Source organism: Zobellia alginiliquefaciens (assembly GCF_029323795.1).
GTDB classification, from domain to species: Bacteria; Bacteroidota; Bacteroidia; order Flavobacteriales; family Flavobacteriaceae; genus Zobellia; species Zobellia alginiliquefaciens.
This window is the reverse complement of sequence record NZ_CP119758.1, coordinates 214,354-232,176: the sequence shown is the minus strand read 5'-3', so window position 1 is coordinate 232,176 and position 17,823 is coordinate 214,354. Positions and strand designations below refer to the sequence as shown.

Below are 17,823 nucleotides of genomic sequence, written 5' to 3'. Positions count from 1 at the left end.
TTTCTAATGAAGAATATACTTAAAAATATAACCCTTTTCACGTTGTTTTCATCTATTGCGGCGTGTAGTTTGGTTGAACCTGTAGATGAAAATTTGTTAGGAGAGGAGCGTCTTAATTTTGACCCTGCTTTTGCAGAGGGGGTATTGCTCAATGCCTACGAGAATATGGTAGACCAGTTCGCTTTTACAGATGTAGCTACAGATGACGCCGTTCATAATTATTTAAGCGGTTATAGAAGAATGGCCACCGGTGAATGGAATGCCCAAAATGCTTTTACCAGCAGATGGTGGCAGTATGAACACGTGCTGTATGCCAATAAGTTTATAACATTAATAGATGAGGTAGTTTGGAAACGGGATGAAGAGACCAATGCACTTTTTAAAGAGCGATTATATGGCGAAGCAGTAGCATTGAGGGCGCTTAGACATTTTTGGATTTTACAGGAACACGGTGGGCGTGGGCAATCGGGCCAGCTTTTGGGAATCCCGTATATCACGGAATTTTATGAGTTTGATGCTGATTTCAACACTCCTAGATTAGGTTTTGAAGAAACGGTAACCCAGATTATTGCAGATTTTGATGAGGCTCTAGAATATTTACCAATGGATTATGATGGTGACTTGGCAAAGAGACCATCAAGATATAATGATTCCGATGACGACAAATATCAATTTGTATTCGGAAAAGACCAAGATGCACGAATAAACGGTAGAATTATTAAAGCTTTTAAGGCAAAGTTGTATTTGTTGGCAGCAAGTCCGGCCTACATGAACGGACAGGGTGGATATTACCAAGATGCCGCAGATATTCTTGCTGAACTTTTGAACAATATTGGGGGAATAGGAGGTCTTGACCCTACGGGGCATTACAATTTTTATGAATTTCCAATTGGTACAAGAAATTTCCCTGAAGTATTGTGGCGAGGTAACGCTTCCGCTGGTATGACGTGGGTAGAAAGTCAGCATTTCCCCCCTTCTTTAAACGGAAGTGGCCAACTAAATCCGTCTCAGAATTTAGTGGAAGCTTTTCCTATGTTAGACGGATTCCCATTTTCTGAATCACATCCTGATTACAATGCGACCAATCCTTTTGAAAATAGAGATACTAGACTACAGAGGTACATATTGTATAACGGTAATGATTTGAACGGAAGAGTAATAAATATTAATAGCGCAGGTGTTGACGGTATTGATCAGGTTTCTCAACGATCCACACGCTCAGGACACTATTTAAAAAAACTGCTTGACCAAAAAATCAACATTAGTGCAGATGGTAGTATTTCCGCTTCCGAAAAATTTAACGTTTATGTACGGTATACAGATTTATTTTTGATGCTTGCCGAAGCGGCCAATGAATTGGGTGGTCCTGATCAAATGGTAGGGGGCATGTCTGCAAGGAATATTTTGGCAGCCATTAGAGCACGAGCGGGTATCGGTCTTGAAAATTCAGATGCTTATTTAAGCAGTATAGCTTCCCAAGAAGACATGAGAAACTTAATCCGTAATGAACGCCGGTTAGAGCTTTGTTTTGAAGGACATCGTTTATATGATTTAAGGAGATGGAATATTTTTGATGAAACTCCAGATGCAATAGGCTTGCAGTTTAACGGCGGGGAGTATAATGAATTTTCAGTAGAGCCAAGGCTATACAATGCAAATGCCAATTATGCGCCAATTCCTCAGAACGAGGTGGTAAGATTCAACCTTATTGAGCAGAACGAGGGTTGGTAGGGATACTTTAAAAGGATATAAATTTAAGCTTCGGCCAAGATGTTAATTTAATTTTTTCATTTTATGAACACAAGATATTTCATTGCCATACTTACAGGCCTGTTTATGGCGTCGTGTAGCAATACAGAACCTGAATTTGATGATTTTGAAACTCAATCGGTTTACTTTCCGTATCAAACTCCAGCTAGAACCTTGGTTTTAGGTAATTATAATCAGGGTATAAATGAAGCAGATAATGCACATCGTTTTGAAATTACGGCTTTAATGACAGGTGTGTACTCCAATGATGAGGAAAGAAAGATTCATTTTGAAGTAGACAATAGCCTGTTGGCAAACGTTGCCAATGTCCAAGCCTTACCTGCGGATTATTATACTTTTGAGACTATTAGTCCGGTAAGTATTTCTTCAGGAGATACTAAAGCACGTATTCAGGTGCAGTTGTATGACGGATTTTTCAATGATACATTGTCTTTTGGCGAGGTGAATACCACTAACTACGTAATTCCGCTTAGAATTACACAAGCCGATAATATTGATAGTGTACACTCGGGCAGAAGCTTTGAGGGTATTCCAGATTTAGACAGGGTGAATGCGGCACATTGGGATATACTTCCCAAAGACTATACATTGTTCGGAATAAAATATATGAACAGGTTTCATGGCAACTACCTTAGAAGAGGAACCGACATGATTACTACCGGCACCCCTATTTTAGGTAGGGAATACAATGCAGAATTTACGGTAGATGACGAAATAGCGTTTGTAGAGACCAGTGGGTTTAACAAAGTTCATGTTCAGAATATTATAGGTAGAGGAGAGAATTCTAGCCCTGGTAATGTAGATATGGAACTAACTTTTACGGATGACACTTGTATTATTTCTAGTTTCAAGGATGATCCTTATGGTATAAGTGGTACCGGTCAATTTGTGGAAGGTGGTGATACATGGGGAGATAAGCCTAGGGATGTTATTTATCTAGATTATACCTACACGGATGCTGATAATTCAGAAACACATGCGGTTAAAGATACTTTGGTAATACGAGATAGAACTGCTGTTTTTGAAGAGTTTGAAATTGAACTAAAATAAAATTGGAAAATGAAATATATTCTAAATTTTACACTAGATAAAGTTGCGCTGCTGCTAATGGCATTGGTGATTTCTGTTTTTTCTTCCTGCGAAAGTGATGATGAAGGCGGCGAAGTAAATACAGCTTCCACGGTACGCATGAAAACGCTGCCTAAAGTAGCCTATGTATTAGGGGAAGCATTGGACCTTTCCGAAATTGTGATTTCTATGGATAAGGATGGGGATACGGTAGATGTTCCATTTTCCTCATTTTCCGCAGAAAATATTACAGTTGAACCCAGTAATGGTACTGTACTTAACTTTGATCACCAACAGATTACCATAAAAATAGGAGATACCGGTAAAGGGTTGATACAGTCCATTAGCGTAACAAATAATGTGGTTGAATTAGAGGTGAAAACAAAAGCGACCGAGAACTACGTAGATGGTCAAAAGTTGGACCTTGCAGATATGGAGGTTACATTGGTTTATGAGGACGGAACTAAAGAAAATCTAGTTTTTGATGATTTTGGTACGGAAATTCAAACTGTTCCCATGCATGGAGATATTCTGTCTACGGAAAACTCCGAAGTAACGGTGACGTATGTCTCTACAAAAGCGAAAATAACACAGGACATACAGGTAGTACCGTTTGCTCCAATAAGTGGTGTTTTAACAACAGAACCAGTTAAATCTGAATATGAAATAGGCGAAAGGTTAGAGTTGGCGGGTACTGTTTTGACCTATACCATGTCCACTGGGGAAGAAGTAATTATTCCATTCGAAGATTTTGAAGCTTTTGGATTGACGGCATCCCCAGCAAATGAGGAAAAATTGAAGGCTACAGACGAAGAGGTGCAAATAATGCATGCATCCGGTGTTTCGGTTTCGGTTCCAATTACCGTCAATACCTTAGATGTTACTGCAATGGTAATGGAAACCAAGCCAGAGAAGACTTTGTATGTAGCAGGCGAAACGATTGATTTAAAAGGGCTGACCCTGCGATTATCGTTGAATGGCAAAGACGATCTTATCGTTTCAAGTGAAGATTTTGATATCTACGGAATTATATCCACTCCTGCTCAAGGAGAAGTTTATGCCGAAGGTTCTTCGGAGATTGTTATATCCTATCCTGATTTGGTGGATACGGTTTCCATATCATTAAGTTCGGAAACTATCTATGAGTCGGATTTCTCAGGAGGTATAGATGGTTGGAGTGCCAATCAAAACGGGGGAGGTTCAGTTAATTTCTTTGCAGAGGATAATGAATTAATTGCTAAGGATATTGTTGTAGGGGCTAATCCTTGGGATGTGCAGCTATTCAGAGGAGGAATAGTTTTAGATAAAGATGCCAAGTATAAACTTACCGTAATTGTTAAAGCATATCCAGGACAAGGAGATTTCTGGTTCAGCCTCTCGGTCGGCGATGGCACAGGTAGGGATGGTTGGCAAGCGTATGGTGCAGCTGATGGCGTCTGGTTGGCCGGTGATACCGAGTACCAGACGTATGAGAGAGAATTTGTAATGGGGCAAGAAACTACGACCGGAGCCCGTATTTTATTGGATATAGGTAACCAAACGAACGGTATTATGGTACAGTACGTAAAGTTGGAGAAGTTATAGTTTAGAGTTGAGTAGTAGTTAGTGTAATCTTTTGACCCATTAGAATCAGTCATGGAGGTCAGAAGAGAAAAAAAGGCCGGTTTGTTTTGCAATTGACCGGCCTTACTATTGCCGTTTTATAATCCAGTGAATATTCGATAAGTCAAGAAGTAATTAAAGACCGAAACTCGTCTACAGGGCGTTTTATATAACGCTAGTGCCGCAACACCCTAAAATTAGAATCAAATGAAAAATACAGTTTTACTATTTATAGCTTTTACCATAAACCTTGGCTTTTTTATTGGGTGCGCCCAGACAGACAACGTAGACAAGATAGCTACGCCCGATACCGTAGAAAGTATAGATGATAGGGAAAACGAGGAAATGGAGCGTACTGAAGAAGATGATAATGAGGATATGCAAGAAATCACTCCTAAAGATTTTGTAATGGATATGGGTGCCGGTTGGAATTTGGGGAATGCTATGGATACCGAAGATGAAGATGAAACCGCGTGGGGTAATCCGTTGACAACTAAAGCAATGATTGATGAGATTGCTAAAAAAGGTTTTAAAACCTTACGGTTACCCGTTACATGGAGGTTTCATATGGGTTCCGCACCGGATTATGTAATAGAAAAAGAGTGGTTGGACAAGGTTGAGGCGATTGCCAATTTTGCTTTGGATAATGACATGTATGTCATCCTGAATATTCATCATGATGAAGCCTGGATTATCCCTACTTATGAAAAGGCTCCGGCTGTAAAGGAGCAGTTGACAAAAGTTTGGACACAAATAGCGAACAGATTTAAATCTTACAATGAATACCTAATTTTTGAGACCCTAAACGAGCCAAGGCATGAAGATACGCCTGAAGAATGGAACGGAGGTACTGCCGAGGGGCGTGATGCAGTTAATCAATTTCATCAAGTTAGCTTGGATGCCATCCGTGCAACGGGTGGTAACAATGCAACCCGGAAAATTATGGTTTCCACTTATGCCGCAAGCACAAGTCAAAATGCCCTAGACGCCTATACCGTTCCCAATGACGATGAAAACGTACTTGTTTCCGTACACAGTTATTTTCCTTATTTATTCGCTCTTGAAGGAAGTGACCCTACATGGGGCACCGAAGCTGATAAATCAGAACTCACTCAGGAGTTAAATAAAATTTACGAGAAATTTGAAAAAGAGGGTAGAGCGGTTGTAATGGGGGAATGGGGCTCTACATTTAGCGATAATCCTGAAGACCGTTTGGCACACGCAGAATTCTATGCTAACGGCTGTGTTGAGAGGGGCATTTGCCCTGTTTGGTGGGACAACGGAAATCTTGATGAATTTGCAATTTTTAATAGGAACACCTTAGAATGGAACTACCCGGAAATTGCAGATGCAATTGTTAAAGCAGTTAAGGACCGTAATTCTATGGGTAAAACGAATTGATTTTAAGTCACTTATATTTTCGGTGTCCGTTAAATCCCCGCAATATAACTCTCTAAATTCTCGGATCGCTCCAGCCCCATTTTTTTGCGAATTCTGGAACGGGATACATGAACACTGTGCGGTTCTATATTTAGAATTCTAGCCATTTCTTTGGTGCTCAAATTTAGTTTGATGAGGGCACAATGTTTCTGTTCAGTGCTGCTGAGTTTAGGGTGAAGTTCTTTCAATTTATCGTAAAAAGCGGAGTTTACTTGAGTAAATTGTAGATTAAAGTCGTTCCAAAGGTCTTTGGATCCTTTTTTGTATTTACTGAAAAGCGATTTGTATTTAGGTGAAGCTTCCGTTTTTAGCAGCTCTAAAAGTTCATCAATAGCACTGTCTTTATCTATTAATTGAAGCGCATAAGAAGTTAATTCCCTACTTTTTAGCTCTATTTGATTTTCGCTTCGTTCTTTTATGAGTTTGGAATTTAATTCTGCTTCTTTTTTATGGAGCATTGTCTTTTTTAATTTAAGTCGCATTTGGAATATCACCGCGACCACGATTCCCAAAAGCACCAGTAAGAATAAGATGACCTTTAGACGGAATTGAATAATGTTGTTCTTTTCTATAATTAGGTTTTTCTGTCCTAATTGCTCATTTTTTTCTGAAATCGACTTTAGATAAGTGTCTTTTATTTGAAAAAGTTCACTGTTTGTTCTGTTTTTCGCCTGTAGCACACGGTTGGCAGTATTTGTAGATTCCACCAGATAATTATAAGCGCGTTTTGTTTGCCCGTTTGTAGAGTACACTTCGGATATTTTGCCGAGAACTTCTGCTTCCAAATCATTCCGAAGTCCGTGTTCACGGCTCAAGACCAAACTTTCATTGTAAAAATAGAGTGCACTATCATTTTGTTTTAGGTCCTTTTTTAAATCGCCCAAATACATAGATATATTGGGTCTGTAACTTATTTCTTTATGTAAAGTATGGGTGCGGGCAAGGTGTAAATAGGTGCTAGCTTCTTTAAATTCATTTAATTCTTGCATTATTTTTCCCTTTTCTGCATCCCAAAATGGCATTTCTATACTTTTCTCAATGTGAACCGATGGGTTTACAAAGCATGAATCTAAGTATTGGAGGGCTTTTTCATAATTTCCGGATTTACGTTGTCTCACCGCCATATACATATAACCGGAAATGAGGTTTTGCACGCGGGTAGAATCCTGAAGGTATATTTTTTTCGATATTTTTAGGGCTTCCGTTAAATGTAGTACAGATTGTTCGTTCATATTAAACTCATCGTACAAACGGGCCAAAGCAATACGGGTTTGCACTTTTTGAGTTTTGTTGGAGAAGTAATCACCTAAATATTTTGCCTGCCAGAGGTGGTCAAAGGAAGTACTGAACCTCCCTTTTTTCTTTTCAATTTCTGCCATTCCCAACAGACAATTCACTATTTGATTGGTGTCCTTTTTTCTTTCAAAAAAGGCTTTGGAACGTTCAAAAATTAGATACGACTCATTGGGGAACTGATTAGAGCCCGCCATCGCATTTCTCATTTCAGTTGTATAGTAGCTTGTGCTATCCTGTATATTTTTTTTACTAGCTCTATTTTGGCCAAATGACAATGTAGACCAAATTAAAAGTATAATTGATATATGTAAACGATTATAATACAGTAGTTTATTTCTTTTAGTGATTCAGCAATTCAAGATATTAAAATATAGGATGAATATAAGCCTAATGACTTAAAATTTCAGGTTTGTATAATATTTGTAAAGTGTCATTTTGGTGATTTTTAGGTTGCAATAGTTAGTTTTGGAGATACATGTGGAAGAAAACCTCTTCAGTTAATCCAGTAATTTATTTTATCTATGTCACCTACTAAAGTATCTAAAAGAATATTAAAAAGTTTGTTTTACATCTGGGTAGGATTATTTGCCTCCGATGCATTTTCCCAAGAACAAAAACCGAATGTTATTTTAGTCATGACCGATGATCAAGGAATTGGTGATTTGGCATGTCATGGTAATCCATGGATCAAGACTCCTAACATAGATAAGTTTTACAAGCAAGCGGTACGCATGACGGATTTTCATGTTAGCCCAATGTGTACGCCAACCCGTGCAGCATTAATGACGGGTAGGTACCCTGTTAATAATGGTACTTGGGCTACATATAAAGGCCGGGACGCACTGGCTGAAGGTGCGCTCACAATGGCTGATGTTTTCAAACAAAATGGTTATAAAACAGCTATGTTCGGCAAGTGGCATTTGGGAGATAATTATCCTTCACGACCTACCGATAGTGGTTTTGATGTTGCCGTACACCATAAAGCAGGAGGTGTTGGGGAGCTATCTGATTATTGGGGAAATAGTTACAATGATGATGTATACTATGTAAACAATGAACCGCAACAGTTTTCAGGGTATTGTACTGATGTCTGGTTTCAAGAGGCTATGCAATTTATGGATAAGAACAAAGGTGCTCCTTTCTTTTTGTACCTGCCCACGAATGCACCTCATAGTCCGTTTATTGTTGATGAAAAGTATGCCGCTCCCTACCAACATTTGGTGGGTAATAAAATTGTGGGTGCCGAATTTTATGGAATGATTACCAATATTGATGAAAATTTTGGGAAGTTGGAGGCCTACCTTAAAGAGAAAAAATTAGCGGATAATACCATATTAATCTACATGACAGATAACGGTTCTGGTGGCGGTGTGAGTCCAGATGGTAAATTAGGTTTCAATAAAGGATTCAGAGGCAAAAAAGGGCAACGAACAGAAGGTGGTCACAGAGTACCATTTTTCATTCGATGGAAAGATGGCAAGATTAGAGGAGGAAAGGACCTGAACGAATTAACAGCACATGTAGATTTGATTCCAACTCTCGCCGGACTCTGCAAGCTAGAAATTCCTAAAGAGATGAAGTTGGATGGAGTCGATTTTTCTCCTGTGTTGAAAAAAGAAGGAAAGCTTGAAGATGATAGAACCGTTTTTGTACATAACAGACAAGATTGGCGCACACCTTATGATACAGACCAAATGGCTATACTTACTGAAAAATGGAGGTTGGTGAATGGTAAAGAGTTGTATGATATTGAAGCTGATAAACATCAAGATACTGATGTTGCCGCAGCAAATAAAGAGGTTGTAGAACAGCTATTGGCGAAAAATAAGTTGTTTCTAGAGGGGGCAAAGATAGGTTTTGAGTACCAAGAATTTCCAGTGAGTATCATAGGAAGTGAAAACCAAAATGAAATTAAGCTTACCATACAACATGCAATTGGGGAAGACGGTGGCATCTGGAAACCGGAGCAAGTTGCATCGGGCATGAAAAATAGAAACAATACACATCCGATTAAGGTTGAAAAAGCGGGAAAATATAAAATATCCTGTATGCGTTGGCCAAAGGAGTGTCCTGGTCCTATTTTGGGTGTTCCTGAAAAAAATCCTAAAAATCTGTATGAATACAAACCTATGCATCCTGAGAAAGCACGTATTCAGATTGCCAATCAAATTAAAGAACAAGAAATTTCCGGGGACACCCATAGTGCGGATTTTATTGTAAATCTTGATGAAGGCAAGACCATGCTGGTAACCGATTTTATAGAAGGCGATGAAGCTTTTGGGGTGTATTACACTTACATCCAGTACTTAGGTAGCAAATAAAACACTCTTTTAGAATTTAATAACCAATATTAGAATATGAAAAATATCACCATAACCTTAGCGGTACTTTTAGTACTTGTATCTTGCCAGGAACCGACTAAAAAAGAAACTGCAACAGAAACTACAACGGAAGACCAAGGTAGTTTCCCATTTGTGTTGCCAGATGAAAAGCCCAATAGAAAAATGAGTGCGGCCATGGAACGCATTTATACGGATTATGAATCACCGGAGCCACAGAACAATGAGCTTTTTAGCCAGTTTAAGTATACTGAATTAAAGGGGTTCGATTATAACGGGCACGATGGTACCATTACCAGAAGAGACCCTTCAAAAATACTCTTGCACGATGGTAAATATTATGTGTGGTATACCTACAGGAATACCTCTACGCCACCACGAGGGGCAGATATGAGTAATGATACGATTCCATCTTCGGACTGGGACCTTTCTGAAATTTGGTACGCCACGTCTAAAGATGGCTTTACCTGGGAGGAGCAGGGTGTTGCCATTAAAAGACCGGAAAAACCACTAGTGGGTTGGCGTTCGGTAACTACAACGGATATTTTGGAGTGGAAGGGAAAATATTACCTCTACTATCAAGGGTTTATGGAAGCGAGTGGCAAAAGAGGCGATGATTGCCCAGTAGCGGTTTCGTATGCCGATTCTCCGGAGGGTCCATGGACGGCATATAACAAAGTGGTTATACCGAATGGTGGAAAAGGCGAGTGGGACCAATATTCCATACACGATCCATACCCACTTGTACATAATGGCAAGATTTATATCTATTACAAATCAGATTTTGGGGAAGTACCGGATAAAGTCCGTATGCAGGGGCTTGCCATTGCGGATGATCCCTTGGGACCTTTTACCAAGCACCCTTTAAACCCTGTTATTACATCGGGGCATGAAACATCGTTATTTCCTTTTAGAAAAGGAGTAGCTGCTTTGGTCTATAAAGATGGTCCGGAGCATAACACTATTCAATATGCAGAAGATTGGGTGAATTTTGAAATTGCTTCCATCACAGAACTGATGCCGTATGCGGCAGCACCTCATGTGCCCGATGCTTTTACGAATACTAAAGACGGACGCGGAATTACCTGGGGACTTGCCCATTTTATCAGTTTGGGAGGGAAGGACCAATTTCACTCCAAGCTAGTACGTTTTGACTGTGATTTAAGCTTGGACCTTGACGACCCTGAAATGAAAAATCACCGTGTAAATCATAAACCTGATGTTTATTATAGCCAAGGGCTGAGTAGCAAACAAAAGGAACGTTTGCAGTCTGAAAATTTAGAATAAACACGGGAGTAAAACTTCTGTTGATTGAGAAGGGCATCATTTTATGATGTCCTTTTTTTATGTATGAAATTTATCAAATTATAATTTTATGGGCGATTTAAAATGAAAAAAATATCTGATTATTAATGTGTTAGGTTTGGTTTTTCGTTTCGTCTATAGCTACGTGAAGCTCATAAGTAGGTACATGTAATTCAACGAAAGTAAAACTTTTATTATGATTCCATGAGCTACTTTTGGGGTATACAAAACGAATAAGAATTTTTCATAATTAAGTTTTTAGTTCATTAAAATGCGGACGATACATGTCTGGGAGAAAGTTTAGGAAGGTCCATTGCCTCGGTTCATGATAGAAATGATGATGAAGTTACCCCCCTTGAGAACCGGTAGTTGGCCTAGTTGAAAATATCGTTCGCATTTTATTATTTTATAGTGTAATTTCATGTACCTCCATCAGTCACAATTTACTACGGTGACCGTTATTTTTTAAATCCATCTTACACAGTAACTTTACCTTTATAACTTCATTATTTAGGTAATACATATGTCATTTTATAGCAATCTAGCTGATTTTGGGTCCCGTTTTATAGGAAAACATAAGTTGTTCAAACATGGTTTTAATCTTTCACCAATGTATCGTAGAAGTACGGGGAGGATCCAAACGGTTTCTGAAGATTTAAAAAAGGTCACTATTAAATTACCTATCAGTTATAAGAACCGTAATTATGTGAATTCTATCTACGGAGGGAGTTTGTTTTCGGCTGTAGATCCTATACCCATGGTACAGCTTATAAATATTCTTGGTGATGAATATGTGGTTTGGGATAAGTCTGCTGAAATTTCATTCAAAAGACCGGCTAAAGAAAATTTATATGCCGATTTTGAATACGAAACTCATGAAATTGAAGAAATTAAACTACGTGTGCAGCAAGAAGATGAAATAGACATTTTAAAAACAACGCAGTTAATGAATTCCAATAGAGACACGATTTTCTGTGAAGTACGAAAAACCATTTATGTAGCCGATAAGGCGTATTACAAGAAAAAACGGGCCCTGGCCCTGGCTAAGAAGGAAACTATAAATAATCTTAGTTAGGCACCAGTTTTGTCCGAAACCCGCTCAGGTTTAGAAGATAGCTAGACCCCACTTTCTTTTAATTCGGCTTTATTGCCTTTCCAACCTTTGTTGAATTGTATCATTAGATTTTTTACAAGTTCAGGATGGTCATTTGCTATATTTACAGTTTCCATTGGGTCTTTATTGTGGTCGTATAGCTCAATAAAAACAGGTTCGGCATCCTTATCCGTATAATCTTTCCAGACAATAAAACGATAATCTTTGGTACGCATGGAATAGCCCATTAACCGATTTTCGAACAAGTCACGATCCCATTTTTTACCTAGTTGTTTTTTTATCCGTGTTTCAACTTCCTTTATTAACGGACCAAAAGAAGTTTCGCGCATTCCTTTAGAAAGTGGATTTGCAGCCCATTCTCTTAATGCCGGATTTGGGTACTGCGTAAAAGCAGCTGATTTCCATTCTTGGTTTGGATTAGAGAGCAATGGGGCAAAACTCTGTCCTTCTAAGCTGGTGGGTTTTGAAAGGTCCGCTAGATCACATAAAGTAGGGTACATATCTACCAATTCTACGAGTGCATCTGTAGATTTTCCTCTACTTTCTTTAGCCATATCCGGGGTCCAAATTATAAGAGGTACTTTAGTGGCAATTTCATAATTGGTGGCTTTTCCCCAAATTCCCATATCGCCCAAGTGCCACCCGTGGTCACTCCATAAAATGATGATCGTATTATCCCTAATTCCTGCATCATCAAGAGCACTGATCATACGACCTATTTGAGCATCAACATAACTTACACAAGCTAAATAAGCGTGTTTTAATTTTAGGGCAAGTTCAGGATCAATATCACCTTTTTTTGGTATACCTGCTCTAGCGCGCAATTCAAAAGATGCATGGAGCCCCATGGAAGCTCCGTTTTTTGGCGCTTGTGTTTGTTCTGCCAGTTTAATATCCATTTCATCGTACATATCCCAATACTTCTTGGGCGCAATCCAATCTAGATGTGGTTTTTTCATACCCAATCCAAGAAAGAAAGGCTTTTCAGGATTCTTACTCAACATATCTTTCATTGTAGCAATAGCCAAGTCGGTATTATATCCGTCTTCGTAGGCATTGTCGGGAAAATCGGCAAACTCATAAGATGGCCCCTTTCCTAAGCCATTTCTTAGGGCCTTTTTTCCATATTTAGCAACCATTTGTTCACTGACTTCCTTTTGCATTTTAATGTTTTCCGGTAATTTGAATCCGAATTTTACATCGGGTTTATCCATTGCAACGGGTTTTCTGCTCCAAGAAAGTTCAGGGTCGTTATATTGTCCGTGGTAAATTTTTCCGGTGCTGACCGTTTCGTATCCATTAGCCTTAAAATGTTGGGGAAGTGTGACGATATCTGGGTTGGCATCCCTGAAATAGGTAAAATTTTCAATAACCTGAATAGTTTCAGGTCTAGCACCTGTCATTAAACTAGCTCTAGATGGGCTACAAATGGCTTGTTGGCAATAGGCATTGTTGAACAATAATCCGTCATCGGCAAGGGCATCAATATGAGGTGTTATGGCAATTTGGGACCCGTAAGCACCAAGTTCAGGTCTTAAATCATCGATAGCTAAAAAAAGGATATTCGGTTTTTTAACTTTTTCTTCTACCATGTTTTTGGGTTCGTTCTTGCAACTGGCAAGTATTCCAAAAATGATTAGAGCTAAAATTCGAAGATTCATAGTTTTGTATTTGATGACTAATTGAAGGTAAACTTATGTGTAATACAAAATAACCGTAAAATTCGGATTTTTAGTTTCTCTATTTTAGCCAGCGTCGGCACTATTTTAACTCTATCTAGAAGGATGTTATTGAAGAAAATTTTATCATTTTATTCATGCTCATAAAAATTAAGTGTACGTAATACATCAAAATTAATTTACCTTTCAATAGAAATATTCTATATTCAAAACATGGGTAGAGTTTCTAGTTTTTATTTCTTATTTGTGACGATTGTTGCATTGGGGTTTTCGTTCACGGTTCATGGTCAAGATGATATAAGTGATTTTGAAATCACCCATTTTCAGTTGCCTATAGAGACCAGTGCTCAACATATTCTTGAGGATCGTTATGGCTTTATCTGGATAGCTTCCACTAATGGATTATGGCGTTTTGATGGCGGTAATTTTAAAAACTATAGTAAAAATGAACATGAAAAGACCAGTATAACCGATAACCACATTTCGTATCTTTATGAGGATAGTAAGGGTACGTTATGGGTTGGTACCTATGGCGGTGGTCTTCTTAAATATGACCGCGAATATGACCGTTTTCAACGATTTATTCATGATAGTGAAAACCCTAAAAGTCTTAGTTTTAATGAGGTTCGTGTGATTTATGAAGCATCGGACCATTCATTCTATGTTGGTACAGATGGTGGCGGTCTTAATATTATGGACAGGGAAACCGGTACTTTTAAAAGATTTCAGCATGATCCAGAAGACGTTAACAGTATCAGTCATAATAATGTACTTGATATACAGGAAGATGATGATGGACGACTTTTTATAGGCACTTGGATCGGTCTAAACATTTTTGACCCTCATACCGGAAGTTTTACGCGTCTTTCTCAAAATACACCTGGCGCATCCCATTCTTATGGGTTGTTAAGCTTTTACCAAGATATTTTGGTTCCAAATACAAAGTTGTACACTGTTGATGAAAACAACCAGTTTCATGACCTTAATTTTAAATTTGAGAGCGCTAACCATATAGAACCGGATTATGAGAATGATTGTTGGTTCGCCAAAAATGATAAAATAGTTATTGTAGATAGTAATTTTGATGTGAAAAAACGTATCTCACTTAATGAGAGGTTTAACGGAGAGGCATTTTATTTGAGCGATATTTTTCATAACCCATCAAAAGAAGATTCTTGGCTATTGGATTATACGGGCCATTTTTTTCACATTACTAAAGCACCAAAAATCTTCAAACCTTTTATAAGGCCTGGAAGCGGTAGTCAAGTATTAAAAACTAAAAAAAATTATTGGGTTTTTAAAAATGGTGTGGTAAGCATTTATTCGAAAAAAAATTTTGACTTTGTAAAAGAAATAAAAGGGTTTTTGCGTAGAACTTACATGAGTTCCTATGATGATGAAACCGTTTGGGTGGCAGACACTAACACCATTAATAAATATTCAGAAGAAGGCGAACTTTTAAAGACATCACGCCGCAAACCTGCTGAACTTTTTGGATTACTGGAAACCAGTGAAGGCCTTGTTTGGACCGGAGAAGTTTTGGGTGCACGGATCTATAACCCTAAAACTGGGGTAACCGTTTATTTTGACTGTGACCCAAATGACCCTGATGGGATTGGTTATTTTCATAGGGCTAACGAACTTTTTGAAGATTATAAAAATCAGATTTGGCTGGGTACCAATGGCGATGGGGTCAAGAGGTATGTTCCGGAGAAAAATATTTTTGTTCATTACAGGCATGAGATAGGCAACACGGCTACGGTAAACAACAATTTTATAAATGTAATTTTTGAGGACGCCGATCGCACACTTTGGGTAGGTACAAATTCCGGACTTTGTAGTTATGACGTGGAGCAAGATGCATTTATTCAATATGATAATAGCCTGTTAAAGGATAGGATTATCAATAGAATTGAGCAAGATGGCGAAGGTAATTTGTGGTTGGGTACAAGAAATGGAATTATTAAGTTGGATGTTAAGAACGATGTAGCACGTATCTTAAATGAGCAAGACGGGCTGGTATCACAGAAAATTGGTATTTCAAGTTTGGTTACCGATGACGGCCATATGGTGTTCGCAACCAATGAGGGTCTAATGACCTTTGACCCCAAAAAGGTGAAACCAAGTACCAAAACTCCTTCGGTTTACATTTCAAAATTGTGGGTCAATAATGAGCTGGTGACCCCTAACAGCAGCTATATTAAGAAAAGTATAGAAGTAGAGGACCAGCTGCAACTTTCTTATACAGACCGAAAAATAGATCTGGATTTTCAAGCCATTCAGTACGAGAACAATCAACGTTGTCAATATGCGTATAAATTAGAAGGTTTTGATAAAGAATGGACCATTGCCAACGGTACGCGAGCAACTTATACGAACCTTCCATCGGGCAGTTATTCCTTTCTCTTAAAAGCAACGAATGAAGATGGGGTTTGGACGGATAGGATAAAACAATTGGCTATTACCGTTACCCCTCCGTTCTGGGAACGTTTTTGGGTACAGTTGCTGGCCGTTGTATTGGTTCTTTTAATTGCAGGATGGGCACTGAGGTTGTATTTACAACGTGAACGCGCCAAGAATATGTTTGAAATAGAAAAACAGCGGGTGTACCAATTTGAGGAATTGGCACAAATGAAACTCCGTTTTTTTACCAATATTTCGCACGAACTAAGGACTCCTTTAACGTTGATCACCTCTCCACTTGACAAATATATAAGAAGGGGAGTTAGGCCAGATACAAAGGTGCTGCAGATGATGCATAGAAATAGCAATAGACTGCTAGAACTGGTGAATCAGATTTTAGATTTTAGAAAGCTGGAAGGCAGCCAACAATTACGAGTAAAACCGCATGATGAACTTTCGGTATGCGCAAACATATATGCGGCCTACGAATATTGGGCGAAAGAGAAGGATATCGATTTTAAGTGTACTTGTCCTGATACGAACCATACTATTTATTTTGATGAAGATGTTATAGAAAAGATAGTCACCAACCTTATTTCGAATGCCTTTAAGTTTACTGCCAAAAATGGAAAGATTAGTTTGAACGCTACTTATTTGGACACCCAAACAGATGCAGATGACAACACTGTAAGCGGTAGCCTTAAATTAGAGGTGATAGATAACGGCTCCGGAATCCCCCAGAAATATCAAGAAAAGGTTTTTGAACGTTTTTATCAATTAGATGAAAATCCTAATAAAGGATATAGTAGCGGAATAGGTCTTTCCCTGATATCAGAATTGGTAAAGTTGCATAATGGTACAATAGATTTGATAAGCGAGGAGGGTAAAGGGTCGCATTTTACGATTACCGTTCCTATTGGGTATAAAAATTATGAAACGGAGACCGCAGAAGTTCCTACAACATTCGGCGAAATAGCATCTGGCGAAACGGTAATACTTCTTATTGAAGACAATGAGGATATCCGTAATTATCTTTCCGCAGAATTGTCTGACGACTATGTTATAATCCAGGCCGATAATGGTAAAGATGGTTTTCAGTTGGCACTTGAACATATTCCAGATATTGTTATCAGTGATATAATGATGCCGGTTTTTGATGGAATTCAAGTGGCGAATCAATTAAAGTCCAATGAACTTACGGCTCATATTCCCTTGATGTTTTTAACAGCAAAAACAGGTCTAGAGAATAAATTAAAGGGGCTGGAAACCGGTGCTGAAGATTATATTGAGAAGCCGTTTAATGTTTCGGAGATTAAGATGAAAATTCAAAATCGTTTAAAAACCAGGCACCGTCTAATAAAAAAATACCAAAAAGAGGAGTTGTTTGTTGAGCCGTCAACATCCGTAGACCAGTACTTGATAAAAGTAAACGAAGTTATAGATGAACATCTAGAAAACCCAGATTTTTCAATCGATTATTTGTGTGATCAACTAGCTATAGGTCGGTCGCAATTGTACCGAAAGATTCAAGCCCTCACCGGAAAAACTATTATAGAATATGTCAATTCGCACAAATTGTCTAAAGCTGTGCCGATGCTACAAGAAGGCACTCTTAGTATAAAAGAAATAGCGTTCAGGGTAGGGTATAATGACAACAGGTACTTCAGTCGTATATTTAAAAAAGAGTTCGGGCATCCGCCTTCATACTACGTACCTAAAAAATAGATTAAGTGTAAAGGGCACACAAAAAGTGCACCCTTTTGCACAATTAGTCTACATTGGATTTTAGGTTGTTAGGTATTTTTGG

The 17,823-nt window shown here is 38.4% G+C and carries 10 protein-coding genes; 8 read left to right on the top strand and 2 right to left on the bottom strand.

From position 1 onward, the window contains the following. The first annotated feature begins 6 nt into the window (after positions 1-6). From P0077_RS01020 to P0077_RS01005, 4 genes are all read left to right on the top strand, one after another. The gene (locus P0077_RS01020) at positions 7-1,731 is read left to right on the top strand and encodes a RagB/SusD family nutrient uptake outer membrane protein (RefSeq protein ID WP_276167324.1); all 1,725 of its coding nucleotides are present in this window, start codon (positions 7-9) and stop codon (positions 1,729-1,731) included. Between the two features lie 63 nt (positions 1,732-1,794). Next, complete coding sequence (locus P0077_RS01015; RefSeq protein ID WP_276167323.1) at positions 1,795-2,820, top strand: DUF5627 domain-containing protein; 1,026 nt, start codon at positions 1,795-1,797, stop codon at positions 2,818-2,820. A 9-nt stretch (positions 2,821-2,829) separates the two neighbouring features. Continuing rightward, complete coding sequence (locus P0077_RS01010) at positions 2,830-4,422, top strand: carbohydrate binding domain-containing protein (protein ID WP_276167322.1); 1,593 nt, start codon at positions 2,830-2,832, stop codon at positions 4,420-4,422. 225 nt (positions 4,423-4,647) lie between these two features. Beyond that, positions 4,648-5,841 (top strand): glycoside hydrolase family 5 protein, encoded by a 1,194-nt coding sequence (locus P0077_RS01005; RefSeq protein ID WP_276167321.1) that lies wholly within the window; start codon positions 4,648-4,650, stop codon positions 5,839-5,841. A 29-nt stretch (positions 5,842-5,870) separates the two neighbouring features. On the opposite strand, the gene P0077_RS01000 is transcribed toward P0077_RS01005, so the two are convergent. Then, the gene (locus tag P0077_RS01000) at positions 5,871-7,382 is read right to left on the bottom strand and encodes a helix-turn-helix domain-containing protein (RefSeq protein WP_276167320.1); all 1,512 of its coding nucleotides are present in this window, start codon (positions 7,380-7,382) and stop codon (positions 5,871-5,873) included. A gap of 315 nt (positions 7,383-7,697) precedes the next feature. Between P0077_RS01000 and P0077_RS00995 the strand changes: the two genes are divergently transcribed. The 3 genes from P0077_RS00995 (at position 7,698) to P0077_RS00985 (ending at position 11,895) form a co-directional block, all read left to right on the top strand. Beyond that, the gene (locus P0077_RS00995; RefSeq protein WP_276167319.1) at positions 7,698-9,497 is read left to right on the top strand and encodes an arylsulfatase; all 1,800 of its coding nucleotides are present in this window, start codon (positions 7,698-7,700) and stop codon (positions 9,495-9,497) included. 36 nt (positions 9,498-9,533) lie between these two features. After that, on the top strand, positions 9,534-10,802 hold the full coding sequence (locus tag P0077_RS00990; protein WP_276167318.1) for a glycoside hydrolase family 117 protein: 1,269 nt from the start codon (positions 9,534-9,536) through the stop codon (positions 10,800-10,802). A gap of 541 nt (positions 10,803-11,343) precedes the next feature. Further along, positions 11,344-11,895, top strand: coding sequence for a DUF4442 domain-containing protein (locus tag P0077_RS00985; protein ID WP_276167317.1), 552 nt, complete (start codon positions 11,344-11,346; stop codon positions 11,893-11,895). Between the two features lie 41 nt (positions 11,896-11,936). On the opposite strand, the gene P0077_RS00980 is transcribed toward P0077_RS00985, so the two are convergent. Then, on the bottom strand, positions 11,937-13,595 hold the full coding sequence (locus P0077_RS00980; RefSeq protein WP_276167316.1) for a sulfatase: 1,659 nt from the start codon (positions 13,593-13,595) through the stop codon (positions 11,937-11,939). A gap of 231 nt (positions 13,596-13,826) precedes the next feature. Between P0077_RS00980 and P0077_RS00975 the strand changes: the two genes are divergently transcribed. Beyond that, complete coding sequence (locus tag P0077_RS00975) at positions 13,827-17,741, top strand: hybrid sensor histidine kinase/response regulator transcription factor (RefSeq protein WP_276167315.1); 3,915 nt, start codon at positions 13,827-13,829, stop codon at positions 17,739-17,741. Positions 17,742-17,823 lie beyond the last annotated feature (82 nt).